This is a genomic window from Caulobacter sp. FV2ye17ST (assembly GCF_058680955.1).
Genome location: NZ_CM178727.1, coordinates 2,774,077 through 2,800,237 on the forward strand (window position 1 = coordinate 2,774,077; position 26,161 = coordinate 2,800,237).

Consider the following 26,161-nt stretch of genomic DNA (forward strand, 5'->3'; position numbering starts at 1 on the left):
TTAACCGGCGTTGGGGGCCTAGCGGAAGAGCCCCGCCGCCTCGACCGCCGCCCAGACGCCCAGCGCCAGGAAGATCAGCGCGGCGCCGATCCGTACGTACTTGAGCGGCACGATCTTGGTCGCCGCCTCGCCCAGATACACCGCCGGAATGTTGGCGATCATCATGCCCAGGGTGGTGCCGGCCGCGACCCAGAAGATCGAGTGGAACTTGGCGCCCAGGGCCACCGTGGCGATCTGGGTCTTGTCGCCCATCTCGACCAGGAAGAAGGCGATGGTGGTGGTGACGAACACGCCATAGCGCCCGGCGCTGGAGCCATCCTCGTCATCGGCCTTGTCAGGGATCAGCGCCCAGGCGGCCATGGCGATGAACGACACGGCGATGGCCCATTTGAACCACTGGCCGCTCAGCAGGTCGGAGACCCAGTAGCCCGCCGTGGCGGCCAGGGCATGGTTGGCCAGGGTGGCGACCAGAATGCCCAGGATGATCGGCACGGGCTTCTTGAAGCGCGTGGCCAGGATCATGGCCAGAAGCTGGGTCTTGTCGCCGATCTCGGCGATGGCCACGACCAGGGTCGAGACGAACAGGGATTCCATGGGATCAGAAACCTTCCGGGCCGGGCGCATGCCAATAGCGTCGACGTCCCACCCAGCCCGGGAGGATATCGGCGCCATTGGTCTCGCCATGGAAGCGGATGATCGCTTCCCTCCCCGCGCCATGGATCCGGAGATCCAAGTGTGTTGACGGCGGGGCCTGCTGATACGCGCAGGCGGCTACTCCCCAAAGGTGAGCGGCGTTTAGCGGGAGGATTGCCCGTGGTCAATCTCCCTTCCCCCTTGATGGGGGAAGGGTCGGGGATGGGGGTGACTAGGGCGGTTCAGCCGTCACCGCCCTAGTCACCCCCACCCAACCCTCCCCCATCCGCCGACGGGAGGGCTATACGCTGGCCGGCGCGTCGAACCGCAGCAGATGCACCGCCACCCGCACCTTGCCGCCGGTGAAATTGCCACCAGCCGAGGTCAGCAGCACCGGGGTATCGGAATAGTAGGCCGTCGGACCGATCACCCCGACATTGCTGGCGTTCCTGGCCGCGCCCAGCGAACCGCCGAACTTGCCCGCCTCTCCGGCCACCCCGCAGCTGTAGGACGTCGCCCCCGTCACCGCGACCGTGGTCCGGGTCGAGACCGCCAACACGATGGCTCGCGCCGGGATCACGATCGCCGTCGAGGTCGTCGCGCCCGACAGCGTCGTCTCCTCCTCGCGGATTTCCAGCCGGGTATTGGCCAGACCCGGCGAAGCGGCGGCGGTCAGGCTCTTGAAGCTGGCCGACAGGGGCGCCCAGACCGCGCCATCGAAGGCGACCACCTGGTTCTCATCCTTGACCCAGGCCAGCACCCCTTCGCCCAGGGAGACGGCCTCCCAGACGCCGGCTTCGAAGCGCATCAGCGTCCCGGCGGGCTGCCCCGCCCAGGCCGCGCCCGTGGCGCCGGCCGGCAGGATCCAGACGCCGCCGCCGACCGGGCTGACCGGCTGCGCCGCCACGACGCGGCTCTCGACCGCCAGTTGGACCAGACCGTCCAGCCGGGCGAGGCTTTCATTGATGGGGATATGCTTCTGGGCCTGGGCGGCGACCACATAGGGCAGGCCCAGGCGCGGGGTGGTTTCGTCGAACATCGGGAATCCTTGAAAGGCGTTGAACTCGCCTCAAGGATCGCCCCGCTGGCAGAGCCGGGGACCGACCTTGGTCGATCCCCGTCCCCGTCCCCGCTCCAGCGTGTCGCTACTCGGCCGCGAAGGCCAGATGGTTGCCCGATGTGAGGGCGGTCTTGGCGGCCAGTTCGGCCTTGGCCTGCTCATACTCTTCCGAGAACTTGGCGATGAGTTCGCCGGCGGTCAGCACCGCGTCGATGGCGCCGATGCCCTGGCCGCAGCCCCAGATGTCGCGCCAGGCCTTGGCTTCCTGGTTGCCGCCCGAACCGAAGTTCATGGCCGACGGATCGCTGACCGGCAGGTTGTCGGGATCCATGCCCGCCTTGATCACCGAGGGGCGTAGATAGTTGCCGTGCACGCCGGTGAAGAGGTTGGAATAGAGGATGTCGTCGGCGTGGCTCTCGACGATCATGTCCTTGTAGCCCTGGGCCGCATTGGCTTCCTGGGTCGCGATGAAGGCCGAGCCGATATAGGCCAGGTCCGCGCCCATGGCCTGGGCGGCCAGGATCGAGCGGCCGCAGGCGATCGAACCCGACAGCGCCACCGGCCCGTCGAACCACTGGCGGATTTCCTGGATCAGGGCGAAGGGCGACAGGGTGCCGGCGTGGCCGCCCGCGCCGGCCGCGACCGGGATCAGGCCGTCAGCGCCCTTCTCGATGGCCTTGTGGGCATGCTTGTCGTTGATGACGTCGTGCATCGTGATGCCGCCGTACGAATGGATCGCGGCGTTGAGGTCCTCGCGGGCCCCCAGCGAGGTGATCACCACGGGCGCCTTGTATTTCACGCACAGCTCGATGTCCTCCTCGAGCCGGTTGTTGGTGCGGTGGACGATCTGGTTGACCGCGAACGGGGCCGACGGCGCTTCGGGGTGGGCGCGGTCATAGGCGGCCAGCTCCTCGGTGATGCGGTGCAGCCACTCGTCCAGCTGCGAGATCGGGCGAGCGTTCAGCGAGGGGAAAGAACCGACGATCCCGGCCTTGCACTGAGCGATCACGAGATCAGGATTGCTGATGATGAACAGCGGCGAGGCAATGACCGGCAGGCGAAGACGATCGCGAAGGATGGGCGGCAAGGCCATGAAAATCGGCTCCCCTAGGAGGCGGCGTTGGGCGCCGCGCATGTAAACAGCGTTCAGCTTAAACGCTTGTTTGGGGCGGGCGCAAGACTTGACGGCCCTAGCGGCAGGGGCGCATCACCGTCGAAAAGATAAAAATGCTGCACTGCAGGAGAGAGACGCTTTGACCCAGGCCACGACGCCTCTGGCCGATGATTTCGCCGCCCCGGACGACGCGACGGTTCGCGCCCGCTGGATGGCGCTGGTCGAAAAGACCCTGAAAGGTCAGAGCTTTGACGAAGCCCTGACCGTCCGCACGCCCGACGGCCTGACCATCCAGCCGCTCTACACCGCAAAGGATGGCGTGCTCGTCGCCCGCGACCTGCGCGCCCGCGACGCCGACCGGCCCTGGGACCTGCGGATGCGGATGGCCCATGCTGATCCCGAGCGGGCGGCTCAGGATATCCTCGTGGACCTGCAAAACGGCGCGGCCTCGGTGTTGCTGGCCGTCGATCCTGCGGGCGTGAAGGGCGTTGCCCTCGGCTCCGCCGACGACATGGCCAAAGCGCTAGACAAAGTATTGATCGACCTGGCTCCAGTGGCGCTGGACGCCGGCTGGCTGGGCCCAAAGGCCGCCGACTGGCTGGGCGCCGTGGCCAAGGCCGCGCCCAATGCGCCGATGGCCTTCCACATGGACCCGCTGACCGCCTTCGCGGAAGCGGGAACCAGCCCCGGCCCGATCGAGAGTCACATCTTCAACGCCGCCACGGTCGGCGCGCGTCTGGCGACGACCTATGCGAGGGCCAGCCTGTTCCTGGCCACGGGACGCGCCGCGCACGAGGCCGGCGGCTCCAACACCGAGGAGCTGGCCTTCATGACCGCCAGCGCCCTGGCCTACGCCAAGGCCCTGGTGCGCTCGGGCCTGTCGATGGAAGACGCCTTCGGCCGCATCGTGCTGGGCGTCAGCCTGGACGGCGAGTATTTCACCGGCGTCGCCAAGGTTCGCGCCGCCCGGGCCCTGTGGGCGCGCCTGACCCAGGCCTGCGGCGTCAGCGTTCCGGCCGCCATCGAGGCGCGGTCCTCGGGCCGCATGCTGACCACGAAAGACGCTTGGACCAACCTGCTCCGCCTGACCTCGGCCGGGTTCGCCGGCGCGGTCGGCGGGGCCGACGTGGTGGTTCTGGGCGCCTTCACCGACGCCATCGGCCTGCCCACCACCTTCGCCCGCCGTCAGGCTCGCAACACCCAGCTGGTGTTGATGGAGGAGAGCAATCTGGGCCGCGTCGCCGATCCGGCAGGCGGGTCCTGGTATCTCGACAGCCTGACCGACCAGATCGCCCGCGCCGCCTGGACCAGCTTCCAGGCCATCGAGGGCGCCGGCGGGATCGTCAAGGCGCTGGAGACCGGTCTTATCGCTGACACCGTCGCCGCCACCCGCGCCGGTCAGCAGGCCGCCTTCGCCGACAAGAGCCGCAAGATCCTGGGCGTCACCGTGTTCCCCAACGCTGAGGACAAGCCGGCCGAGGTCGAGACCGTCGATCCCTCCGTCTTCGCCGTGGAGGGGCCAGATCCCAGGCTGCCAGGGCCGGACTCGACGTGCCCCGCCCTGACGCCCATCCGCTTCGCCGCCGCCTTCGAGGGAGCCTGAACCATGACCAAGTTCCCTGACTTCACGACGATCGACTTCGCCGAGGTCGCCACCGGCGCCGCGCCGGAAGGCGCCGTCTGGAACACGCCCGAGGGCGTCGATGTCGCCCCCGCCTTCACCGCCGCCGATGTCGAAGGCCTGGACTTCACGGGCGGCTATCCCGGCGTCGCGCCATTCGTGCGCGGTCCCTACCCGACCATGTACGTCACCAACCCGTGGACGGTGCGGCAGTACGCCGGCTTCTCGACGGCCGAGGACTCCAACGCCTTTTACCGGCGCAACCTGGCGGCTGGTCAGATGGGCCTGTCGGTGGCCTTCGACCTGGCCACCCACCGCGGCTATGACAGCGACCACGAGCGGGTGAAGGGCGATGTCGGCATGGCGGGCGTCGCCATCGACTCGATCCTGGACATGCGCACCCTCTTCTCGGGCATCCCGCTGGACAAGATGAGCGTGTCGATGACCATGAACGGCGCGGTGCTGCCGATCCTGGCGCTCTACATCGTCGCCGCCGAGGAACAGGGCGTTTCCCCCGACAAGCTGTCGGGCACGATCCAGAACGACATCCTCAAAGAGTTCATGGTGCGGAACACCTACATCTATCCGCCCGCGCCTTCGATGCGGATCATTTCCGACATCTTTTCATACACTTCGACCAACATGCCGAAGTTCAACTCGATCTCGATCAGCGGCTACCACATGCAGGAGGCCGGAGCGACGGCCGACCTGGAGCTGGCCTATACCCTGGCTGACGGCATCGAATATGCCCGGGCCGGCGTCGCGGCCGGCATGAGCATCGACGTGTTCGCCCCGCGCCTGAGCTTCTTCTGGGCCATCGGCATGAACTACTTCATGGAAGTGGCGAAGATGCGCGCGGCCCGCCTGCTGTGGGCCCGCCTGATGAAGCGCGAGTTCGATCCGAAGGACGACCGCAGCCTCTCCCTGCGCACCCACAGCCAGACCTCGGGCTGGTCGCTGGCGGCGCAGGACGTGTTCAACAACGTCTCGCGCACCTGCGTCGAGGCCATGGCGGCCGTGAACGGCCAGACCCAGAGCCTGCACACCAACGCCCTCGACGAGGCCCTGGCCCTGCCGACCGACTTCTCGGCCCGCATTGCCCGCAACACCCAGCTGTTCCTGCAGATGGAAAGCGGCACGACCCGCGTCGCCGACCCGTGGGGCGGCAGCTACTATGTCGAACGCCTGACCTATGACCTGGCCCAGAAGGCTCTGGCCCACATCGAAGAGGTCGAGGCGGCCGGCGGCATGGCCAAGGCCATCGAGCGCGGCCTGCCCAAGCTGCGCATCGAGGAGGCCGCCGCCAAGACCCAGGCCCGCATCGACGCCAATCGCCAGAGCGTGGTGGGCGTCAATCGCTACAAGCCCGAGGTTGAGGACGTGATCCCGATGCTGAAGGTGGACAACAGCTCGGTCCGCGCCCAGCAGCTGGAGAAACTAGCCCGCCTGAAGGCCGAACGCGATCCGGCCGCCACGGCGGCGGCGCTGAAGGCGCTGGAAGACGGCGCGCGCGGGACTGGCAACCTGCTGGCCCTGGCCGTCGACGCCGCCCGCGCCAAGGCCACGGTCGGGGAGATCAGCCTGGCGATGGAAAACGTCTTTGGCCGCCACCGCGCCGTGATCCAGACCATCGAGGGCGTCTATGGCAAGGAAGCCGGCGCCGATCCCAAGGCCGCCCGCGCCCGCGCCATGGTCGCGGCGTTCAGGGAGGCCGACGGCGGTCCGCCGCGCATCATGGTCGCCAAGATGGGCCAGGACGGCCACGACCGCGGCCAGAAGGTGATCGCCAGCGCCTTCTCCGACCTGGGCTTCAAGGTCGAGATCGGCCCGCTGTTCCAGACCCCGGGTGAAGCGGCTGAGGCCGCCATCGCGGCGGGCGTGCATGTGGTGGGCGCCTCGTCCCTGGCGGCGGGTCACCTGACCCTGGTGCCGGAACTGAAGGCTGAACTGGCCAGGTTGGGTCATTCGGAGATGGTCGTGGTGGTGGGCGGCGTGATCCCGCCCCAAGACTTCCAGGCCCTGCTCGACGCCGGCGCCGCCAGCATCTTCCCGCCCGGCACGGTGATCGCCGAGGCGGCCATCGAGGTGCTGGAGAAGCTCAACGTTCAGTTGGGCTACACCCAGGGCGCGGCGGCCTAGACGATCAGGTCAGCGCTTGCCCGCCTTGGCGCGCTTCTTGGGAGCGCGCTTCAGCGCCACATCGTCCGGCAAGCCATGCCGCGCCTCGATGTCCTTCTGCAGGGCCTTGGCGGCCATCAGGTGGCCGGGGAACATCATGTCCACCACCGAGCCGGCGATCGGCACCGCGTCGGTGGCGGTGTCCATGGCGATATAGGCCGCCATCCGCGCCAGGGTCAGAAACGAGGCCCCGCCCGACATGCCATGGATCAGGAGTAGGCCGCCTGCCCCCATGCTGTAGAGCGGCCCCACCACGGGCACCCAGGACAGCACGCCGTCCAGGCCCAGACCGAACGGCCCGATGCCGATCAGGCGATCGGACAGGCCCTTGATCGTCTCGGCCGATTTCCAGGCGCGGTGAGCGCGCGCGCGACGGGTGTCGGAATAGGGAGCGGCTTCAACGGTCATGTTCTGGTCAACGCCCTGCCCGCATTATGGTTGTCGAGGTTCGTCAGCCCAGGAAGACGACGCGGCGCTTTTCCTTGCCGGCCTGGATACGGGACAGCAGGTCGCGATATTCCGCCGTGCCCTGGACCTCCTTGCGCGTGCCTTCGAAATAGATGGTGTCGTCCATATGCTTGGTCAGCATGTCGGCCGACCACTTGTGGCCGGTGAACAGCACGTCGGCGACCTTGCCCGCCACTGGAAGCGAGCCGGCCACGGTGTCGATCAGGATGATGGCGACGATCTGGATGACGATCATCGGCGCGGCCCGAGCCCGCACGGCGTCCATGATGATCAGGCCGCCGGCGCCCAGGCTGTAGAGCTCGCCCGCGCCGGGGATCCAGGTCAGCAGGCCGTCCAGGCCCACGCCCAGCGGGCCGATGCCGACGACATTGTCAGACAGCTTCTTCACCCGCTCGACGTTGCTTCGGATGTTGTGCAGGTCGAGATGCGACTTGGCGAAGATCACCAGAAAACTCCGAAAGCGAAAACCAGGGTCAATCTGCCTTAACCATCGGCGCGCAGGAAGTGGCGGAACGCCAGATTCCCGCCTCACGGGAGAATGGCGGCAGAAAGTGACGCTTTCCGGGGGAGCCCCTCGCGAACGGCGACGTTTACGCCTAAGTTAAGGACGTTGGCGCGTGCGTCGCACAGGGGTTTATCCATGCTGATCTCGACCACGCCCTTCATCGAAGGCCGGCCGGTTCAGGACTACAAGGGCGCGATCTACGCCCAGTCGATCCTTGGCGCGAACGTCGTGCTGGATCTGATGGCGGCTATCCGCGACTTCATCGGCGGCCATTCCAAGTCCTACGAACGGGTGCTGGCTCGCGCCCGCGAGGACGCCCTGAAGAACCTGGTCAAGGAAGCCGAGAAGCTGGGCGCCAACGCCATCCTGGCCGTCGACCTCGACTACAACACCGTGGGGCCGAACGGTTCGATGATGATGGTCTCGGTATCGGGGACCGCGGTCGTTCTCTAGGCGTAGCCGAGCAGCGTCCTCAGACCCGGCGCATGAAAATCGACAACCCGCTTGTGGGTCTCCGACAGCACCTTGGGCAAATCCGCCGTCACGTTGAGGTTCTCGCTGGCCGTGCGGCTCTCGCGGCGGTCGGCCCCGGCTTCGACCCGGTCGCGCCAGTCGGCCGGCAGGTCCAGGCCGCAATTGGCCAGCAACTTCGCGAAGAACGCCTCCGCACGCTTTGAGCCGAGGTCGTTCAGGCTTTCGACGATGTCCTCATAGCGCACCAGAACGGCGTTCGACCCCATCCACGCCACGGCGTTGAGGGCGAAGATGTCCTTCAGGTCCGGGACCTTTCCGTGGGCGCCCATGATCATCATCATGATCACGTCCTCGGGCGAGGCCGCGCCGCCCTTGATATGGTTCAGGTTCCCCTGGAATTCGTCGGACAGATAGAAGCGCGCCCGCGCCAGCACCCAGTCATAGGGATCGCGCACCAGCACGATGTGGCGCACGTCGCGCAGGGCGATGGCCGACTCGTCGGAGAACAGCATGTGCCCCCAGCTGATCATCGGCTTGGCGCTCGAGAAGGCTTCTGGCCCGAACTGCCGCAGGATGGCGTGCTGGATGTATTCGCGCCGCCAGTGCTGCTCGGGGGCCACGAACATCCGCAGGAGGTTGCGGATCAGGTGGGTGCCGGCCTTGGGCACGCTGTTCAGATAGACCGGCCTGGTCAGCGCGGCCCGGTCGAAACGCAGGCCGATCTCGTCCAGATTATCGGGCTTGCCCCGGATGATGGCGTTCACGCGAGCAGGCTCCCAACGCGGATATCAATACAAAAACGGCGGCGGGTCGCCCCGCCGCCGTCATGTTAGTCCAATCCGCTAGGACTAGAAGCGCGCCGTGATGTTCATGAACAGGCGGCGGCCATAGTAGTCATATTGCGACGCCAGCACCGAGGCGCCGACAGTGTCATAGTTGCCCTGGCCCAGCGAGACGGCCGGGGGCGTCTCGTTGAACACGTTGGCGACACCGCCCAGGATCGACCAGTCGTCGAACTTCTTCTGCAGCGAGACGCTGTGATAGGCGGTGAACTCGGTGTGGATCTTGTAGAACGTCGTCCCCGCCGTGTTCCGGTCGTCATAGTCTTCGGCGTCAGACGCCTTGCCGACCATGTCGATGCCCCAGAAGCCCGTCCAGTCGCCCTTGGTGAGGCGGAAGTTCAGCTGGCCGCTCCAGTCGGGATCACCCACGAAGCCGTTTTCGTCGATCGTCGTACCGGCGAACAGAGCCGTGGTGTCCTCCAGCTGCCAGGTCGACTGCAGATCGATCGTCAGCTTGGAGTCCCAAGGCAGTTCCTGGCCAAAGCGCGCCGTCAGGTCGATACCGCGGTTCGATTGCTCCGCGATGTTCAGGTAGTTGTTGGTGACGGTGCTGATCAGGTTCGAGCCCGGCGTGCGGGTGAACAGGTTGCACAGCGGCTCGGTCGCGAAGGTCAGCGAGCTGTAGCAGCCATCAACGATCCGGGCGGCGCCCAACTGCCTGATCTCGTCGTTCACTTCAATTTCGAAGTAGTCGACAGCCACGTTCAGGTCGGCGAACGACGGGGTCCAGATCACGCCGTAGGTGACCGCCTTGGACGTTTCGGCTTTGAGCGTGCCCTTGCCGCCGGCGGCGGTGACTGTGGCGGTGGACCCTGCGCCTGTGTGGGTGGAGGGAACACCGTCAGCCGCGCAATTGTCGGCGACGCTCTGCTGGATATTGCCCTGCGCCAGGTTCTGGCCCCAGCGAATGCAGGGGTCGATGGTCCGCTGGTTGGCGAAGCTGGTCTCGGCGTTCTTGTAGAGCTCGAACAGCGCCGGGGCGCGGAACGAGGTGCCCTTGGTGGCGCGAACGCGCAGGGACGGTACGATCTGCCAGTTCAGGCCGACCTTGTAGGTGTCGTCCTCGCCATAGCTGTTGACCTTGGTGTGACGGCCCGACAGCGACAGCTCGACATTCTCGGCGAAGGGCAGGCCCTTCAGCAGCGGAACGCTCAGTTCGCCGAAGAATTCGCGCGCCAGGTCGTCGCCCTTGGTGATGCCGGCGGTGGACAGGCCCCACACGTTGCCGGCCAGGGTGATCGGGCCCGGAACGTCGTTGATCGAGTCCTTGCGGTAGTGGAAGCCAAACGCGGCGCCCACGTCACCGGCCGGCAGCTTGAACAGCGTACCCGAGGTCGAACCTTCGATGACCAGCTGCTTGTAGGTGGTCTGACCGGCTTCGGTATCGAACAGGAAGGCCTGCTCGGCGGCGGTGTAATTGCCGGCCAGGAAGTCAGGCGTGACCCAGCTGACATCCACGCAGGCCTTCTTGCTGATCGGCGTGACCTGGCCGGCGCATGAGCCGGTGCGGAACGCGCCGATGTCGACGGCGTCCTTCAGGATCACGTCCTGGGAGTAGGTCCCCTTGGAGTGGCTGTACTGGGTGAAGACATCCCAGTCCCAGCCCTTCAGGAAGTCGATCTTGCCGAAGTCGCCGCGCAGGCCGCCGACATAGCGTTGATAGTCGACGCGCTGGCCAGCGCGGTTGAAGTTCGTGACCGGGGTCGGCGACAGGATGAAATCGCCGGTGAAGCCGGCGCTGAAGGGGTCATAGTCGCCGGTGTAGAAATAGCTCCAGAACTGGCGGTAGCCGTTGGTCTTGGTGGCGCGGCGGTTCAACAGCACTTCGCCATAGGCTTCGACGCTGTCGTTGATGTCGAAAGCGCCGTGAGCGTAGACGGTCGAGCGCTCGGTGCGCGGCACCAGCGACGAAGCCAGGTTGAACGGGCTGTTATAGTCCAGAACGCCGTTGTCGGCGGCTTGCGGTTCGTCGCTGTAGCCGACGGTGTAGAAGCCAGCCGGCATGCCCGGATAGTTGGCTGCCTGGCCTGCCGGAACCTGCGGGATCAGCCCACCCAGCGTGCCGTCGTAGTCATACTGCAGCTTGCCGTCGATGCCGCCGAAGTTGAAATCGTACAGCCAGATTTGATCGTAAAGCAGGTCGCGGCACTGGGCGGCGCCGGTGCGCGGATCGATCGTGTCCTTGCGCTTGCCGCTGGCGTCCTTGATGTATTGACGGCCGCAGTTGGTGTAGCTGCGATCACCAATCTTCTGCTCGGACGTCTTCGAATAGTCGTACGACATATTGAAGAAGCCGCGATCAAAGGTCTTGCCCCAGCTGATGCTGCCGCGCGACTGCTCGCCGCCCTTGTCCTGGGGCTGGCTGACGAAGGCGTCGATTTCGAAGCCGTCAGTGTCGCGCTTGGTGATGATGTTGACCACACCGGCCACGGCGTCCGAGCCGTAAACCGACGAGGCGCCGTCCTTCAGGATGTCGACGCGGTCAATGGCGGACACCGGAATGACGTTCAGGTCGACGGCGGACACGCCGCCGCGCACGCCGGCTGGGCCGGTGCGGCGACCGTTGATCAGCACCAGAGTGCGGTTGGCGCCCAGGCCACGCAGCGAGATGGTCTCGGCGCCGGGGCCGCCGTCGGTGATGAAGGCGCTGGAAATGGCCGAGGTGACCTGCGGCGAGCCCGAGGCGATCGTCGAGGTCTGCAGCAGACCGGCGGCGGTCGAGATGCCCTTCAGCTTGCCCTGCTCGGCGCTGATCACCTGGATCGGATCGGGGCTGTTGAACTCGCTGCGCTTGATGCGCGAACCGGTGACGATCAGGGCTTCGACCTCGGTCGCCTCGGGGGGCTTTTCGTCGGTGGTGGTCAGCGGCGCGGCGGCTTGAGCCATAGCGATCGCCGGCGACATGACGCTGGCGGCCAGCCCGGCGATGACCGTGGAGGCTAGAAGATGCTTACGATGATTGGACATGACAGAAACGCCTCCGTGATTTCGCAGAATGTGGCGAGTCCTGACAACAGCTCACCTTAAGCGAGCAATACTTCACCACGGATAAAAATGAACTTTTCAGGGCGCCCACTGCAACTTCTACGTCGCATTGCCGACGCAATTTCGACACGGTGTGACATTCGGCACGCAGTTGCCTGTTCGACAGGCGCGCCGCAACGCCATCTGACGGCTTGGCCGGTCTTCAATGACCGCTATTATGCAAACTTGGGCGCGAGTAGCGCCCAGATCGCGACTCGCCCTTCGCCCTGGAGCCCCCCCGTGAGACTTGATCTGCGCCCGCTCGTCGCAACCGCCGTTGCATTGCTGGGACTGACGTCGCCGGCGCTTCGCGCCGCGCCGTTGCCGGCCACGGTCTTCGCCGCCCCGCCGGCCATCAGCGACGTGCAGATCTCGCGCGACGGCAAGCACATCATCGCCCTGACCTCGCCGACCGGCCAAAGCCCGACGATCTCGGTGTGGGCCACCGACGCGCTGGACAAGCCCCGGGCGGTGATCTCGGCCAACAAGGTCCGCATCCTGAGCGTCAGCTTTCTGAAGAACGACCGCCTGCTGGTCCAGACCGTCCAGACCTTCACCGCGGGAGCCAACAAGGGTCACCTGTTCCGGCAATACGTCTCTGACCTGGAAGGCAAGTCCTGGACGACTCTGCTGCCCGAAACGCGGGCCAAGTCGGAATACGAGGCCTATTGGGCCAAGTTCGGCGACGCCAGCGTGATTGACCTTCTGCCCGCCGACCCGCGCCATGTGGTGGTCGAGGATGGACGGATCGACACCCGGGGCGACATTCTCAAGGTCGATATCTATTCCGGCCTGACCGAGCGCCTGATGCGCAATTCCGACCGGTTCAGCGGCTTTGAGCTGGACCTGAAGGGCGAGATCCGGACGCGCCAGGAATTGGGTTACGACAACGGCGCCGTCTATATCGCCCAGTGGATCCGCGATCCGTCCAGTGGCGAATGGTCCGAGCATTTCCGCTGGTACGCCAAGGACCGTGAACCGGTCTCGATCGTCGGCTTCACCGAAGATCCCAACATCGTCTACATCGCGTCCAGCAAGGGTCGGGACAAGGCGGGCCTGTATGTCTACGACATCAAGGCTCGCCAGATTGTCGAACCGCTGCTGGAGCATAAACTGTTCGACGCGAACGGCGTGATCACCTCCACCGCGGCGGCCGATTATGGCCGCGTGCTGGGTTTCAGCTATGCGGGCCCCTCGCGCAGCGTCTACTGGACGGACGAGACCTTCTCGGCGCTCAACAAGAGCCTGAGAGCGGCGCTGGGCGTGAAGACCGTCGCCATGAACTGGATAGACCCCGCCACCGGCGCGTCAACGCGCCTGCCCGTGACCGACGGCGCCGACGCGATGATCACCGACTGGTCGGAAGACCTGAAGCATTTCATCGTCGAGAAGTCCGGTCCCGGCAATCCAGGCGAGTACTACCTGCTCGACGCGTCTGGATCGCTGCAACTGCTCGGCAAGGTTCGGCCCGACCTGGACACCGCCTCGCTGGGCGCGACGCGGCTGGTGCAATATGCGGCCCGCGACGGCCTGATGATCCCGGCCTTCCTGACCACGCCGCCGACCGACCAGTTCGGTCCGGGGCCCTACCCCACCCTGATCGAGCCGCATGGCGGCCCGTGGGCGCGTGACGACCTCAGCTGGGACCCCGCCGGCTGGGTGCAGTACTTCGCCAGCCGCGGCTATGCCGTGCTGCAGCCGCAGTTCCGTGGCTCGGAGGGCTGGGGTCAGAAGCTCTGGCGCGCCGGTGACGGCGAGTGGGGCCAGAAGATGCAGGACGACAAGGACGATGGCGCCAAATGGCTGATCGACCAGAAGATCGCCGCGCCAGACCGGATCGCCATGTTCGGCTATTCCTATGGCGGCTACTCGGCCCTGGTCGCCGCCATCCGGCCCAACGGCCTGTATCAGTGCGCCATTTCAGGCGCAGGGGCCGGAGACCTGGGCAGCATCAAGCAGGCGACGTTCGACAGCCGCTTTTTGCGGGAGTTCCAGAACCCGACGGTCCGGGGCCTGGACGCTCTTGAACAGGCCAAGAGCGCCCAGATCCCGCTGTTCATCTACCACGGCGACCGCGACACCAATGTCGACGTCAAGCAGTCCCGCAAGTTCGTTGATGCGCTGAAGGCGGCGGGCAAGCCGCACCGCTATCTTGAGATCAAGGACATGGGCCACGGCTTCGTCACCATGGAACCGGCCATGATCGAGACCCAGCTGGTCGAGATCGAAAAATACCTCAACACCGAGTGCGGTCCCGGGGGCATCGGCCTCAGCCGCTGACCCCCGGTTGCGCCCCTAGGGGATGCGGCCGGGGCCTCAGGCCTCGGTCGCGGCGCCGGCGAACCGCTTGGCCTGGGCGACCCAGGCGTCTCGATCGGCCCGGCCCTTCAGATTGAGCAGTTGGTCGATCGACTGGATGTCTTCGGCGGTCCAGGCGGCGATCTGGCTGAAGCGGGTCACGCCCAGCTCACCCAGCGACGCCGCCAGCTTGGGACCGATCCCGACCACGCGGGTCAGGTCGTCGGCGAGCGCCTTGGCGGTTTCGACCTGCGCCTCGACCGCGGCCTCGACGACAGCAACCGGCTCAGCCGCGGCGGCCAGGGTCTCGGGTTCGGGGACGATGGTCTCGGCGACCTCGATGAGGGCTTCGGCCATCACCTCACCCGCAGACTCGACGATATCCAGCGTCTCGACAGTCGCTTCCGCGGCCAGCTCGATCGGCGCGATCACGGCCTCGGCGGCCAGGTCCAGCGCGGGTTCCGCGACGGGTTCGGCGATCGGCTCCACCCACTCGGCGGCGGGCGGCGCCAGCGGTTCCGGCGCCAGGGCGCTGAGCGCCTCGATATTGACGGCCTCGCGCCAGCGCGACGCCCACCACCACCAGGTGGCGCCCGCAGCGGCCGCGCCGCCGAACATCAGCCACAGGGGCGATGCGGCGCCAATCATCACGTGAGGCGCCGTTTCGGCGTCGCCCCGCTGGGTCTTGAACTCGGGAAAGAAGGACAGTGTGGAAACCATGGCGCGCGCTCCGGCAACCGCGATTTTGTGCAACGCAGCATAACACAGATCTCACGTTCGCAAGTGCGAAAATGTTGCCGCTAGGTCAACCCAGCCCGATCGCCTTCAATGCAAGCCCCGTCGCCATCATCACCGCCACCAGCGTCAGCACCGGCAGGCGCAGGGCGAAGGTCAGACCCAGGGCCAGGATCGTCATGCCCAGGGCGACGATGTCCAGGCTGGCGGGATCGGGGATCGTGACCTTCAGCGGCCCCCAGGCCAGCGCACCGCCCGTGCGAAACAGCAGGTGCGTCGCAAACCAGACCGCCAGTTGACCAATCACGCCGACGGCCGCCGCCGAAACCATCGCCAGGGCGCGCGCCGGACGCGGGCGGCCGCGCAGGCGTTCGACGAAGGGCCCGCCGGCGAAGATCCAGAGGAACGACGGCGCGAAGGTCGCCCACGCCGCCATCAAGCCGCCCGCCAGACCGGCGATCCAGGCCCATTCCGGCGCGGCCGCCTGATAGGCGCCGACGAAGCCGACAAAGACGAAGACCAGCACCAGCGGCCCCGGGGTCGTCTCGGCCAGGCCCAGGCCGTCCAGCATCTGCACCGGGGTCAGCCAGCCGAAGGCGGCGGCCGCCTGCCCCAGATAGGCCAGGGCCGCATAGGCGCCGCCGAAACTGACCACCGCCAAGCCGCTGAAGATGCCCCCCATCCGCGCCACCACGGAGTCTGGAGCAATGGCCAGGGCCGCCGCGACCGGCGTCAGCCACACGGCCAGCCAGATCATCACGGTCCGCAGCGTTCCGCCGCGCTCGCCCCCCTCTTCCGACGCGACCTCGACGCTCGCCCCGCCGCCCATCGCCCACCCGATAGCGCCCGCCGCCAGGATCAGCAGCGGGAACGGCAGAACGGTAAAGCTGAGCAGGGCGAAGGCGGAAATGGCGATCGCCGCCCCGGCGCGGTCACGGATCGTTCGCCCACCGATGCGCAGCAGGGCCTGGGCCACCAGCGCCACGACGGCCGCCTTCAGGCCCAGCAACACAGGGCCGGCCCACTCCGATCGTCCGTACACGACATACAGGCCCGACAGACCCAGCATGATGGCCAGTCCGGGCAAGACGAACAGCAGTCCCGCCGCCACCCCGCCCCGCACGCCATGCAGCCGCCAGCCCAGCCAGACGACCAGTTGCTGGGCCTCGGGTCCTGGCAGCAGCATGCAGAAGCTCAGGGCGTGGGCGAAACGCGCCTCATCGACCCAGCCCTTTTCCTCGACGACGGTCTTGTGCAGCAGGGCGATCTGGCCGGCGGGGCCGCCAAAGCCCAGACAGCCGATCTTCAGCCAGACGCCCAGCGCCTCGCCAAAGCTGGGCGCGCCCTGGGTCACCCGGCCGTCCGCCAGACCCTGGCCGCGCCGCCGGCCTGACCCAGATGGCGGACGATCCAGTCGGTGGCCACGCGTACGGCGGGCTCGACCTCCGACGGGGCGCCGACCAGCACCATGGCGCTGCCATTCATCTTCATCGGATCCAGCAAAGGGCGAAGTCTGACCTCGGCCACCAGCGCGTCGTTCGTGACGGTTTCCAGCCCGCGGACAAAGGCGTCGAAGGTTTCCAGGTCCTTCAGCGGCGTCCAGATCGCCAGCACGGCGGCAGGATCGCGCTGCAGCGCCTGGCGCGTCACCTCGACAATGCGGGCATAGTCGTCCGGGCGCTCGAACGGCGGATCGATCAGGATGAAGGCCCGCCCTCCCCGACCGGCCTTGGCGGCGGCGGTCTCGTAACCATCAGCCTTGGACGCTTGGGCAAAGGCGTAGGGCGCCAGCGAGCGGCGCAGCAGGTCGAAATCGTCGTCGCGCAGTTCGCAGGCGGTGTAGCGATCCTCGCGACGCAGCGCCCCGGCGATCAGCAGCGGCGAGCCCGGATAGAGCGGCCCGTCCCCGCCGCCGTTCATGGCCCGCACGGCCGCGACCAGTGGGGCGAAAACCGCCGGCGCGTCGGTCTCCTGTAGAAGACGGAAGATCCCCGCGTCGGCCTCGCCCGACCGCCGCGCCATTTCGCCGCTCAGGTCATAGCCGCCGGCGCCCGCATGGGTGTCGATCACCGACAGGCTGGGCGACCGCGTCTTCAGCGCCTCCAGCACAGCCAGCAGGATCGCGTGCTTCTGCAGGTCGGCGAAGTTTCCGGCGTGATAGGCGTGGCGATAGTTCATGTCTGGCGAGGCGCTCCCGGAACCGGCGCTTCCTCTATCACGTTGCACGGCGATAGGGAGGCAAACCATGGCCCGCGACACCCACCAGATGGCCCCGATCGCCAGTTCCGGACTCGTCTATTGCGACGACCACCATAACGGCCTGGGCCGGCGCGCGACGGTGTCGGGCTTTCGCTATGTCGATGTCGACGGCAAGCCCCTGAAAGACGATGCGACCCTCGAGCGTATCCGGGACCTGGTCATTCCGCCCGCCTGGACCGAGGTCTGGATCTGCCCCAGCCCGCGCGGCCACATCCAGGCGGTGGGGCGCGACCAGAAGGGGCGCAAGCAGTATCGCTATCACCCCGAATGGCGCGCCGACCGGGATTTGCGCAAGTTCGAGCGCATGGCCGCCTTCGGTCGCGCCCTGCCCCGCCTGCGCAAGCGCGTCGAGACCGACCTGGCCCGTCGTGGCCTGCCGCGTGAGAAGGTGCTGGCCGCCGTGGTCCGGCTGCTGGAGCTGACCCTGATCCGCGTGGGCAATGAAGAATATGCCCGCACCAACAAGAGCTTTGGCCTGACGACGATGCAAAAGCGCCATCTGCGTCTGGCCAGCGGCGGCGCAGTGTTCGAGTTTCGCGGCAAGAGCGGCAAGAGCCACAGGACGGGCTTTCAGGATCGTCGCCTGACGCGGATCATTCGGGCCTGTCAGGATCTGCCCGGTCAGCGCCTGTTCAAATATGTCGATGAAAACGGCGAGCGTCGCGCCGTCGAGTCCAGTGACGTGAACGACTATATCCGGGCCGCCTGCGGGTCTGATTTCTCGGCCAAGGATTTCCGCACCTGGGCTGGATCGCTGGCGGCCATGGAAGGCCTTCGCACCCTCCCGCCCGCGACGAGCCAGACCCAGGCCAAACGGTCGGCGAACCTCTGCGTCAAGGCCGTGGCGGGTCTGCTGGGCAACACCCCGGCGGTCTGTCGCGCGGCCTATATCCACCCCCGCGTGTTTGAGGCCTACGACGCGGGACAGCTGCCGTCCCGCAAAAGCGCTTCGCCCCGCGCCAGCGAGCTGGCCCTGCTGAGGCTGGTCGGGCCCTAAGCGTGGGCCGCGAGCGCCTTTCGCAGTTCGGTCACCATCAGCTGGCGCAGGCCGGGCGGCGAGAGGATCTCGACACCGTCGCCCCAGGTGAACAGGTGCCAAGCCAGTTCCAGCATGCCGGCGGCGCGGAACGCCACGGTCACCGAACCGTCCGGTTCGGGCCTCACGGTCTGGGTGGAATGAAAGCGCCAGCGCAGGGCGTCCTCGGCGCGGTCGGCTTTGATGCGCAGCACCACGTCCTCGACCGCCCCGTGATAGATGCCGAAGCTCTCGTCGGCGAAGGCCTGCAGCGAGAAGTCTTCCGGCGGCGGAGCCGGCCGGTCGAGCACCTTCAGCTCCTTCATCTTGTCCAGCCGCCAGGAGCGCGGGCGCGGGTCGTCGCCTTCCAGCGCCACCAGATAGTTGCTGCGGGCGAACAGGATGCCCAGAGGCGTGACCTCGCGCATGCGGCCGGGCGTGCTGCCGCCGTCATAGCGGAAGGACAGCGCGCTCAGCCCCTTGATCGCCGTGCGGATGGCCGCCAGGGCGGTCTCGTCCTCATAGGGCCGGGGGCCGGCATGGATGGCGATGGTCTCGGCCTGGACCAGGGCCTCGACATCGGGGGCCACCTTGCGACGCGCCGCGCCGCGCAGGGCCGATAGCAGCTTGCGCTCCAGGGCGAACAGCGAGGCGGCCCGTCCCTCGGCGCCCGACGCCTTGTAGGAATCAGCCGCCGTCCGCAGCGCGGCAAGCTCTTCGGCGGTCGGCGTCTGGAACAGGCCGTCCAGGCCGGCGGGAATGCGGAAACGCCGGGTCGGTGGATCGTCGACGATCTCCATCTGCGGGAACGCCGCCCAGACCGCATCGCGCATGCGTTCAGCCGTGCGCCGGCCAACATCCAGCGCGCGCGCGATCTCATCCAGGGTCATGCCCTCGCTGGATCCCGCCAGCATGCGAGCCAGGTCCAGGAGCCGTGCAGCTTTTTCGTGCCTCATACGTTCTCCATACGACCGAATCTGGCGCACCGCACGCGCAAACAGGAGCGGTCCGAACGAAGGAGACCGCCATGTCCCGCTTTGCCTGCCCTGCCTGGGCCATCGCCCCTGTAAACGCACCGATGATCTCGGCCGTTCTGGCCTTCGCGGACATTCATCGCGACCTGGGCGCCGGCCGCACCCTGATGCGGATCAGCCATGAGCGCGCCGCCCGCGCCGACCTCATCCTTCTGCTGGGCCGCGACGTCGAGCGGGTCGTTGATCTGGGCCTCGTCTGGAACGATCGCGAGGATCAGATCATCCGGATCATCGACGACGCAGAACGCCGCGACTCGCGTCTGGCGGCCTGGGAAGACGCCTATGACCTGTTCGAGTCCGAGGTCCGCGAACCGGCCGATCAGCGTCTCGTCGCCTGACCCTTTGAGGGCGCCGCCCCCGATCTGGGCATTCCAAGAGCAATGTTCTGCCTAAAAATGCGGTCTCGACGCCCTGCAAAGGGGCGCCGAGACCGCCGTGCGGACTTGTGACGACTTCTTGTCACCGCCCCCATTGCAGAAGCCGTCACCTTCACTCCACGCTGAATAGGTCGGCAACGTCCGAGTGAAAAATCGCGTCAGTACCAAAAACAATAAAAGGTCGGGAGATGAACGCCATGGAGAAGGAATCAATCTTGCGTTGATAAATTGAATGAGGGGGCTCTCTATGAATCGTCACTTTAAAACGACTCTACTCGCAGGTATTTCTGCGATGTCAGTTACTTTTGGATACTCTGTCGCGGCGCATGCCGCCGACCCAGCCGCCGACCCGGCGCCGGAAAGCACTTCCGAACTTGAAACCCTGATCGTCACGGCGCGCGGCAAGCCCCGCACCGTTCTGGACAGCGCGGTCCCCGTCGACTCCTTCAGCGAAAGCGACCTGAAGTCCGCGGCCTTCACCGACACCAACGACATTCTGAAGACGCTGGTCCCGTCCTACACCCTGGCTCGCGAGCCGATCTCGGACGGCGCCACCTTCATCCGCCCCGCCTCGCTGCGCGGTCTGCCCACCGACAAGACCCTGTTCATGGTCAACTCCAAGCGCCGCCACCGTTCGGCGCTGGTCAGCATCGGCGGCACCGGCTCGCAGGCGCCTGACGCGGCCACCATCCCCGCCTCGGCCCTGAAGAACGTGGTCGTCACCCGTGACGGCGCCGGCGCGCAGTACGGCTCGGACGCCATCGCCGGCGTCATCGACTTCCAGCTGAAGGACAGCCCCAGCGGCGGTTCGCTGACCGCCCAGTACGGCCAGTTCTTCCTAGGCGACGGCGAAGACGTGCTGGTCACCGGCAACCTGGGCCTGCCCCTGGGCGACAGCGGCTTCGTCAACGGCACCTTCGAATATACCAGCCAGAACCAGGTTCACCGCGGCAAGCAATACTGCAACGTCGGCATCCCCAACCAGTCGGCCGGCTTCTGCGTCGCCAACTACGCGGCGACCAACCCGGCCTATGGCGCCCTGATCAACGACTATGTGCAGAAGTGGGGTCAGCCTGACGCCGAAGCCCTGCGCGGGGTGATCAACGCCGGCTACGACATCAGCGACAGCATGACGGTCTATGCGTTCGCCAACTACTCCAAGAGCAGCGCGGTCGAGTATTTCAACTATCGTCCGCCGGTCAGCAACGCCGTCAACGCCACGCCGATCCGCCTCGCCGACGGCTCGACCTTCCAGTTCAGCTCGATCTTCCCGGCCGGCTTCACCCCGATGTTCGGCGGCGACATCACCGACTACAGCCTGACCGGCGGCCTCAAGGGCAAGTTCGCCAACGGCCTGCAGTATGACCTGAGCGGCCGCTACGGCGACGACAAGCTGTCCTATACCCTGTGGGACACCGTGAACCCGTCGATGGGTCCCGCATCGCCCAAGTCGTTCTATGTCGGCTCGCTGATCTCGACCGAAAGCGCCGCCAACGCCGACTTCGCCTATGACTGGGCCGTGGGCGGCCTGCACACGCCCGTCACCCTGAACTTCGGCGCCGAGTACCGCAAGGAAGGCTACGAGATCGAGGCGGGCGACGTGCCCTCCTATGTGGCCGGCACCTGGGCCACGCCCGACCCGTTCGGCTTCTGTAACGCCACGACCCACACCGCGACGGCCAAGGGCGCCGCCCTCCCCGCCACAGCGGGTCTGAACTGCGCCAACTACCTGACGACAACGGCTGACGGCTTTGCTGGTCAGGATCCGGTTTACGCCGCCCTGGCTGTCGGCTCGAACGGCGCGCCGGGCTCGCCCCCTGACTATTCGGGCAAGCTGACCCGCGACTCCTACGCCGGCTACCTGGAAGGTTCGGCCAACATCACCGAAGCCTGGTTCTTCGACGTCGCCGTGCGCGGCGAAAAGTTCTCGGACTTCGGCAGCACCTGGAACGGCAAGGTCGCCAGCCAGTATCAGATCACCGACAGCTTCGGCGTTCGCGGCTCGGTCGGCTCCGGCTTCCGCGCTCCGACCCCCGGCCAGTTGTTCACGACCAACGTTTCGACCCGTGTCGAAAATGGCGCGATCATCGCCTCGGGCCTGTTCCCGGCCACCAACCCGGTGGCCCAGTTCATGGGCGCCAAGGAGCTGAAGCCCGAGAAGTCGTTCAATATCGCGGCCGGCTTCACCGCCTCGCTGTTCGACGGCCTGAGCCTGACGGTCGACGCCTACAGCATCAAGATCGAGGACCAATTCTACGCGACCTCGGCCATCGCGGTGAACGACACGATCCGCGCCGGTCTGATCGCGGCCAAGGTGCCTGGAGCCGACACCATCGGCCAGGTGCAGTTCTTCCAGAACGCCTTCGACTCCACCACCACGGGCGTCGACATCGTGGCGACCTACAAGCTCAACTGGGACAACGGCCAGACCACCAGCTTCACGGCCAGCGGCAACCTCAACAAGTTCAAGATCGACAAGGTCAACACGCCCGCCGCCACGGCGGCCGTGAAATACACCTTCTTCGACGCCGAAGGCGTGCATGACTTCGAGAACGCCCAGCCCCGCTGGCGTTCGGTGCTGTCGGCCTCGCACGAGATCGGCAAGTTCAAGGCCGTGGGGCGCGCCACGATCTGGGGCCCCTACAAGAACATGTTCAGCGTCGCCAACCCGGTCGTCCAGAAGTGGGATCCGGAAGTCTTCTTCGACACCGAACTCAGCTACCAGGCGACCGAGACCTATTCGATCTCCATCGGCGCCCGGAACCTGTTCTCCAACTATCCAGATCCCGACAAGACCGGCGAGTCGGCCACCAACGGCCGTATCTATCGCTCGGACTCGGTCGTCGATTGGCAGGGCGGCTTCTGGTACATGAAGGCCACCGCGACCTTCTAGGATCGCGATCCAGACAAGACGGAAGGGCCAGGCGAAAGCCTGGCCCTTTTCGTTTTGGCCGACTTCCCCGCTAGCGCGCCAGCGCCTTGCCCATACGGATCAGAGGCACCGCGTAACCGCTCGACGTCATCGCCGTGAACGGCTCGATGTCCTGATAGCCGCAGGCGCGATAGAGCGGCACGCCGCCCATGGTCGCCGCCATCTCGGCGCGGGCGAATCCCTCAGCCGCCGCAGCCGCCTCGCAGGCGTCCAGCACCCGGCGGCCCACGCCTTTGCGGGTATGGTCGGGGTGCGTGTACATCGCCCGCACCCGCGCGGCGTCGACCGCAGGATCCAGCAGCGCGGCGTCCCGCCCGACCGAATGATCGCCGCCAAACAGCGTGGCGCGCCGGCTCCAGCCGCCGCAGCCGGCGATCTGGTCACCGTGCTCGACCACGAAATAGGTGCCGTCGGCGATCAGCTGGCTGTCCAGCCCCATGATCTCGAACGAGGCTTTCACGCCTTCGGGCGGCAGGAACGGCGTCAGAAGCTCGCTGATCGCCGCGTTCATCAGGGCCGACAGAACCGGCATGTCCTCGGGGCGCGCCAGTCGAAGGCGAAGTTGGGATCCTGTTGTGTTCACGGCGTTCTCCTCGCACCACCCTGGTCCGTTGATGCGTCGCGCCTCGGGCGAAGGAAGAGTGATTCCGGCGCCCTCCGTTTGATCATCGCCACCCGCCCACGGTTCGCACAGGGGGCGCCCAAGGTGCCCAAGGGCGGAGCATCCAGGACGCATCTAACATGTCAGATCGGCCGGCGCCCTAAATCGGGTTGCGCCGGTTCCCTCGAAATTTCGAGATGCCCCGGACTTCGGCGGGGGCGCGTTCGACCGAAGGAACGAAATGTGTATCGTCACGGCGATGCACGCGTTTTCGGCGTCGGCTGTTTTTAGTGGCGGATTGGCATGAATACGACTGCAGGCCCGGCGACGGGCGGAGTTCTGACACGGCGGCGTTTCTTCGAGGGCCTCGCCGCGGTCGGCGGCATTTCCCTGGCGCTTTCGGGCATGGACGCCCTGGGTTTTGGGATGGCCTCGGCCACCGAACTGCCGCCCACCCTGACCGGCGACGCCAAGGGCACGAAGATCATCGTCCTGGGCGCGGGCCTGGCCGGCATGACCGCCGCCTATGAACTCTCCAAGGCTGGCTATCAGGTGCAGATCCTGGAAGCCCGCGCCTTCGCCGGCGGCCGCTGCCAGACGGCGCGCAAGGGCTTCGAGCACACCGACCTGCTGGGCCACAAGCAGACCTGCGAGTTCGACGAGGGCCTCTATATCAACCACGGCCCGTGGCGGATCCCGTATCACCACCGCTCGACCCTGCACTACACCAAGCTGTTCGGCGTGCTGCTGGAGAGCTTCGTCAACGACAATGACGCCGCCTATGTCTATTTCGAGAAGGGCGAAGGCCCGCTGAAGGGTAAGCCGATCCGCAAGGGCGAGATCGCCGCCGACGCCCGCGGCTACGCCGCCGAGCTGATCGCCAAGGCCGCCAGCAAGGGCGAACTCGACGCCGCCCTCACCCCGGCCGACCGCGAGAAGTTCGTGGCCTACATGATCAACGAAGGCCGGCTGTCGCCCAAGGATCTGGCTTACACAGGCACCGAGGGGCGCGGCTTCTCCGTACATCCCGGCGCCGGCGTTGATCCAGGTCCAGGCAAGGAACTGCCGCCTTTCGCCTTCAAGGACGTACTCGACAGCGGCGCTTGGCGGGTTCTGAGTTCCGTCACCGGCTACGAGCAGCAGCGCACCATGCTGCAGCCGATCGGGGGCATGGACCAGATCGCCAAGGCCTTCGAAAAGCAGGTCGGTCCGATGATCCGCTATTCGACCGTGGTCGAGAAGATCAAGCAGACCGACAAAGGCGTGCAGGTCGCCTTCAAGGAGGCCTCGGGCAAGACCGGCGAGATCGAGGCCGACTACTGCGTCTGCACCATCCCGCTCAGTGTGCTCAAGCAGATCGATATCGACGCCTCGGCCCCGTTCAAGGCGGCGATGGCGGGCGTGGCCTATGCGCCGGTCAACAAGATCGGCCTGCAGATGAAGACCCGGTTCTGGGAAGAGAGCCACCACATCTACGGCGGTCACATCTACAACGACATTTCCGGCATCGGCACGATCACCCTGCCCTCCACCGGTTGGCAGAGCCAGAAGGGCGTGCTGCTGGGCTTCTACAATTTCGGCGGCCAAGCGGCGCGCATCAGCGCCATGAAGCCGGCGGAACGCGCGGCCTTCGCCGTCGCCGGCGGCCAGAAGGTGTTCCCCGAATATGCCGCCAACTACGAGAACGCCTTCTCGTTCTGCTGGCACCTGGCCGAGTACAATCTGGGCGGCTGGGCCGAGTGGGGCGAGGCCGGACGGCGTGACGCCTATCCCGTGCTGTGCGAACCCGACGGTCGCCTCTATCTCGCCGGCGAACACCTCAGCTACCTTGGCGGCTGGCAGGCCGGGGCCATCGAGTCGGCCTGGCAGCAGATCGCCAAGATCCACGCCCGCGTGCAACAGGCCTGAGACCTGAGGACCCGAGAACAAAAATGAAGTTTGCTTCCCGCTTCGCCCTGCTCTGCCTTGTCGCGGCTGCGTCGGCCCCCGCTGTCGCCTCGGCCGCGCCGCCGCCCAAGAGCCTCTATGAAGACAACTGCTCTGCCTGCCACCAGGTGACCGGCAAGGGCATCAAGGGCGCCTTCCCGACCCTGGCCGGCTCGCCGCTGGTCAACGGCCCGCCGGTTCCGCTGGTCACCACGGTGCTGAACGGCCGGGCCGGCATGCCGGCCTTCAAGGACGACATCAACGACGCCGATCTGGCTGGCATTCTCAGCTATGTCCGCACCTCGTGGGGCAACAAGGGCAAGCCGGTAACGGCCGCCGAGGTCGCCGCCATCCGCGCCAAGGCCAAGGCCGCCCAGAAGGCCCGCGGCCTGCAAGCTCACTGATCGACCCCCTTCAAGGAGAAGACCATGAACCGTTTCGCCACCCTCGCCGCCAGCCTCGCCCTGGCGACCACCTTCGTCGGCGCGGCGTCCGCCCAGGACATCGTCCGCGGCGGTGACCCCAAGTCGGCCATCGCCAGCGTCGTCACCGTGCCCGCCGGCTACGACACGATCTATGTCAGCGGCATGACCCCGCCGATGATCGACCCCAAGGGCTCGCCCGCCCTGACCGCCACCTATGGCGACACCAAGACCCAGACCATGGGCGTGCTGAAGCGCATCGAAGATGCGCTGAAGACCCAGGGCGCCACCATGGGCGACGTCGTGATGATGCGCGTCCTGCTGGTCGGCGACCCCGCCAAGGAAGGCAAGATGGACTTCGCCGGCATGATGGAGGCCTACAAGACCTTCTTCGGCACCGCCGAGCAGCCCAACAAGCCCTCGCGCATCACCAGCCAGGTCTCCGGTCTCGTGGCCGGTGGCATGCTGGTCGAGATCGAGGTCCAGGCCGCCAAGAAGAAGTAGCTACGCCATCCCGCTCCGGCGGGTGTTGGCTTGGCCTTCGCAGAGGGAGACAGGTTCGCGCCTGTCTCCTTTTTCGTTGGCCAGCGCGCGTCTCGGCCGCCTTTTCACCGAAGTCCGAATTAACCTCCATGACAACGTT

At 66.5% G+C, this 26,161-nt stretch carries 22 protein-coding genes; 10 read left to right on the plus strand and 12 right to left on the minus strand.

Annotated features, from left to right (window positions below):
- Window positions 1-18: 18 nt before the first annotated feature.
- The 3 genes from ACW17V_RS13315 to ACW17V_RS13325 form a co-directional block, all read right to left on the minus strand.
- Window positions 19-594 (minus strand): TMEM165/GDT1 family protein, encoded by a 576-nt coding sequence (locus ACW17V_RS13315; protein ID WP_492105572.1) that lies wholly within the window; start codon window positions 592-594, stop codon window positions 19-21.
- A 340-nt stretch (window positions 595-934) separates the two neighbouring features.
- Window positions 935-1,672, minus strand: coding sequence for a DUF2793 domain-containing protein (locus ACW17V_RS13320; protein ID WP_492105573.1), 738 nt, complete (start codon window positions 1,670-1,672; stop codon window positions 935-937).
- A 106-nt stretch (window positions 1,673-1,778) separates the two neighbouring features.
- The gene (locus tag ACW17V_RS13325) at window positions 1,779-2,786 is read right to left on the minus strand and encodes an NAD(P)H-dependent flavin oxidoreductase (RefSeq protein WP_492105574.1); all 1,008 of its coding nucleotides are present in this window, start codon (window positions 2,784-2,786) and stop codon (window positions 1,779-1,781) included.
- 232 nt (window positions 2,787-3,018) lie between these two features.
- Between ACW17V_RS13325 and ACW17V_RS13330 the strand changes: the two genes are divergently transcribed.
- Complete coding sequence (locus tag ACW17V_RS13330) at window positions 3,019-4,410, plus strand: methylmalonyl-CoA mutase subunit beta (protein ID WP_492108797.1); 1,392 nt, start codon at window positions 3,019-3,021, stop codon at window positions 4,408-4,410.
- A 3-nt stretch (window positions 4,411-4,413) separates the two neighbouring features.
- Window positions 4,414-6,567 carry a methylmalonyl-CoA mutase gene (gene scpA, locus ACW17V_RS13335; RefSeq protein WP_492105575.1) on the plus strand — a complete coding sequence of 718 codons (2,154 nt, stop codon included), beginning with the start codon at window positions 4,414-4,416 and terminating at the stop codon, window positions 6,565-6,567.
- A 9-nt stretch (window positions 6,568-6,576) separates the two neighbouring features.
- Here the strand turns inward: scpA and ACW17V_RS13340 are convergent, their stop codons facing one another.
- Entirely contained in the window at window positions 6,577-7,014 is a 438-nt protein-coding gene (locus tag ACW17V_RS13340) for a DUF4112 domain-containing protein (protein WP_492105576.1), read from the minus strand.
- A gap of 43 nt (window positions 7,015-7,057) precedes the next feature.
- Window positions 7,058-7,522 carry a DUF4112 domain-containing protein gene (locus ACW17V_RS13345; RefSeq protein ID WP_492108798.1) on the minus strand — a complete coding sequence of 155 codons (465 nt, stop codon included), beginning with the start codon at window positions 7,520-7,522 and terminating at the stop codon, window positions 7,058-7,060.
- A 192-nt stretch (window positions 7,523-7,714) separates the two neighbouring features.
- Between ACW17V_RS13345 and ACW17V_RS13350 the strand changes: the two genes are divergently transcribed.
- The gene (locus ACW17V_RS13350) at window positions 7,715-8,032 is read left to right on the plus strand and encodes a heavy metal-binding domain-containing protein (RefSeq protein ID WP_492105577.1); all 318 of its coding nucleotides are present in this window, start codon (window positions 7,715-7,717) and stop codon (window positions 8,030-8,032) included.
- Here the strand turns inward: ACW17V_RS13350 and ACW17V_RS13355 are convergent.
- Complete coding sequence (locus ACW17V_RS13355) at window positions 8,029-8,817, minus strand: hypothetical protein (protein WP_492105578.1); 789 nt, start codon at window positions 8,815-8,817, stop codon at window positions 8,029-8,031. The two genes, ACW17V_RS13350 and ACW17V_RS13355, sit on opposite strands and share 4 nt — an antisense overlap.
- 84 nt (window positions 8,818-8,901) lie before the next feature.
- Complete coding sequence (locus ACW17V_RS13360) at window positions 8,902-11,862, minus strand: TonB-dependent receptor plug domain-containing protein (RefSeq protein ID WP_492105579.1); 2,961 nt, start codon at window positions 11,860-11,862, stop codon at window positions 8,902-8,904.
- Window positions 11,863-12,159: 297 nt separating this feature from the next.
- On the opposite strand from ACW17V_RS13360, the gene ACW17V_RS13365 reads away from it, so the two are divergent.
- Window positions 12,160-14,199 (plus strand): alpha/beta hydrolase family protein, encoded by a 2,040-nt coding sequence (locus ACW17V_RS13365; protein ID WP_492105580.1) that lies wholly within the window; start codon window positions 12,160-12,162, stop codon window positions 14,197-14,199.
- A 36-nt stretch (window positions 14,200-14,235) separates the two neighbouring features.
- On the opposite strand, the gene phaH is transcribed toward ACW17V_RS13365, so the two are convergent.
- From phaH to rlmJ, 3 genes are all read right to left on the minus strand, one after another.
- Window positions 14,236-14,937, minus strand: coding sequence for a phasin PhaH (gene phaH, locus ACW17V_RS13370; protein WP_492105581.1), 702 nt, complete (start codon window positions 14,935-14,937; stop codon window positions 14,236-14,238).
- An 85-nt stretch (window positions 14,938-15,022) separates the two neighbouring features.
- Window positions 15,023-16,306 (minus strand): chromate efflux transporter, encoded by a 1,284-nt coding sequence (chrA, locus tag ACW17V_RS13375; protein WP_492105582.1) that lies wholly within the window; start codon window positions 16,304-16,306, stop codon window positions 15,023-15,025.
- Window positions 16,303-17,130 (minus strand): 23S rRNA (adenine(2030)-N(6))-methyltransferase RlmJ, encoded by an 828-nt coding sequence (gene rlmJ, locus ACW17V_RS13380; RefSeq protein ID WP_492105583.1) that lies wholly within the window; start codon window positions 17,128-17,130, stop codon window positions 16,303-16,305. Before rlmJ ends, chrA begins: the two co-directional genes overlap by 4 nt.
- 67 nt (window positions 17,131-17,197) lie before the next feature.
- On the opposite strand from rlmJ, the gene ACW17V_RS13385 reads away from it, so the two are divergent.
- The gene (locus ACW17V_RS13385; RefSeq protein ID WP_492105584.1) at window positions 17,198-18,208 is read left to right on the plus strand and encodes a DNA topoisomerase IB; all 1,011 of its coding nucleotides are present in this window, start codon (window positions 17,198-17,200) and stop codon (window positions 18,206-18,208) included.
- Here the strand turns inward: ACW17V_RS13385 and ACW17V_RS13390 are convergent.
- Complete coding sequence (locus ACW17V_RS13390) at window positions 18,205-19,182, minus strand: helix-turn-helix transcriptional regulator (protein ID WP_492105585.1); 978 nt, start codon at window positions 19,180-19,182, stop codon at window positions 18,205-18,207. The two genes, ACW17V_RS13385 and ACW17V_RS13390, sit on opposite strands and share 4 nt — an antisense overlap.
- A gap of 71 nt (window positions 19,183-19,253) precedes the next feature.
- On the opposite strand from ACW17V_RS13390, the gene ACW17V_RS13395 reads away from it, so the two are divergent.
- Both ACW17V_RS13395 and ACW17V_RS13400 read left to right on the plus strand, forming a co-directional pair.
- Window positions 19,254-19,598 carry a hypothetical protein gene (locus ACW17V_RS13395; RefSeq protein WP_492105586.1) on the plus strand — a complete coding sequence of 115 codons (345 nt, stop codon included), beginning with the start codon at window positions 19,254-19,256 and terminating at the stop codon, window positions 19,596-19,598.
- 271 nt (window positions 19,599-19,869) lie between these two features.
- Window positions 19,870-22,530, plus strand: a complete 2,661-nt coding sequence (locus tag ACW17V_RS13400) for a TonB-dependent receptor plug domain-containing protein (protein ID WP_492105587.1) — start codon at window positions 19,870-19,872, stop codon at window positions 22,528-22,530.
- Between the two features lie 70 nt (window positions 22,531-22,600).
- On the opposite strand, the gene ACW17V_RS13405 is transcribed toward ACW17V_RS13400, so the two are convergent.
- Entirely contained in the window at window positions 22,601-23,101 is a 501-nt protein-coding gene (locus ACW17V_RS13405) for a GNAT family N-acetyltransferase (RefSeq protein WP_492108799.1), read from the minus strand.
- A gap of 372 nt (window positions 23,102-23,473) precedes the next feature.
- Here ACW17V_RS13405 and ACW17V_RS13410 point away from each other — a divergent pair, with 372 nt between their 5' ends.
- Genes ACW17V_RS13410 through ACW17V_RS13420 form a run of 3 tightly spaced genes read left to right on the plus strand, consistent with a single transcriptional unit; the run spans window position 23,474 to window position 26,022 of the window.
- Entirely contained in the window at window positions 23,474-25,078 is a 1,605-nt protein-coding gene (locus tag ACW17V_RS13410) for a flavin monoamine oxidase family protein (RefSeq protein WP_492105588.1), read from the plus strand.
- Between the two features lie 23 nt (window positions 25,079-25,101).
- The gene (locus tag ACW17V_RS13415) at window positions 25,102-25,500 is read left to right on the plus strand and encodes a c-type cytochrome (protein ID WP_492105589.1); all 399 of its coding nucleotides are present in this window, start codon (window positions 25,102-25,104) and stop codon (window positions 25,498-25,500) included.
- Between the two features lie 24 nt (window positions 25,501-25,524).
- Window positions 25,525-26,022: a RidA family protein gene (locus ACW17V_RS13420; protein ID WP_492105590.1), complete on the plus strand. Its 498-nt coding sequence runs from the start codon at window positions 25,525-25,527 to the stop codon at window positions 26,020-26,022.
- Window positions 26,023-26,161 lie beyond the last annotated feature (139 nt).

Coding starts and splice junctions, on each gene's coding strand:
- scpA (WP_492105575.1), top strand. CDS start 4,414: ATGACCAAGTTCCCTGACTTCACGACGATCGACTTCGCCGAGGTCGCC.
- ACW17V_RS13390 (WP_492105585.1), bottom strand. CDS start 19,182: ATGAGGCACGAAAAAGCTGCACGGCTCCTGGACCTGGCTCGCATGCTG.
- ACW17V_RS13320 (WP_492105573.1), bottom strand. CDS start 1,672: ATGTTCGACGAAACCACCCCGCGCCTGGGCCTGCCCTATGTGGTCGCC.
- ACW17V_RS13350 (WP_492105577.1), top strand. CDS start 7,715: ATGCTGATCTCGACCACGCCCTTCATCGAAGGCCGGCCGGTTCAGGAC.
- ACW17V_RS13340 (WP_492105576.1), bottom strand. CDS start 7,014: ATGACCGTTGAAGCCGCTCCCTATTCCGACACCCGTCGCGCGCGCGCT.
- rlmJ (WP_492105583.1), bottom strand. CDS start 17,130: ATGAACTATCGCCACGCCTATCACGCCGGAAACTTCGCCGACCTGCAG.
- ACW17V_RS13330 (WP_492108797.1), top strand. CDS start 3,019: ATGGCGCTGGTCGAAAAGACCCTGAAAGGTCAGAGCTTTGACGAAGCC.
- ACW17V_RS13405 (WP_492108799.1), bottom strand. CDS start 23,101: ATGCCGGTTCTGTCGGCCCTGATGAACGCGGCGATCAGCGAGCTTCTG.
- ACW17V_RS13385 (WP_492105584.1), top strand. CDS start 17,198: ATGGCCCGCGACACCCACCAGATGGCCCCGATCGCCAGTTCCGGACTC.
- ACW17V_RS13420 (WP_492105590.1), top strand. CDS start 25,525: ATGAACCGTTTCGCCACCCTCGCCGCCAGCCTCGCCCTGGCGACCACC.
- ACW17V_RS13315 (WP_492105572.1), bottom strand. CDS start 594: ATGGAATCCCTGTTCGTCTCGACCCTGGTCGTGGCCATCGCCGAGATC.
- ACW17V_RS13400 (WP_492105587.1), top strand. CDS start 19,870: ATGAGGGGGCTCTCTATGAATCGTCACTTTAAAACGACTCTACTCGCA.
- ACW17V_RS13325 (WP_492105574.1), bottom strand. CDS start 2,786: ATGGCCTTGCCGCCCATCCTTCGCGATCGTCTTCGCCTGCCGGTCATT.
- ACW17V_RS13415 (WP_492105589.1), top strand. CDS start 25,102: ATGAAGTTTGCTTCCCGCTTCGCCCTGCTCTGCCTTGTCGCGGCTGCG.
- phaH (WP_492105581.1), bottom strand. CDS start 14,937: ATGGTTTCCACACTGTCCTTCTTTCCCGAGTTCAAGACCCAGCGGGGC.
- ACW17V_RS13395 (WP_492105586.1), top strand. CDS start 19,254: ATGTCCCGCTTTGCCTGCCCTGCCTGGGCCATCGCCCCTGTAAACGCA.
- ACW17V_RS13410 (WP_492105588.1), top strand. CDS start 23,474: ATGAATACGACTGCAGGCCCGGCGACGGGCGGAGTTCTGACACGGCGG.
- ACW17V_RS13360 (WP_492105579.1), bottom strand. CDS start 11,862: ATGTCCAATCATCGTAAGCATCTTCTAGCCTCCACGGTCATCGCCGGG.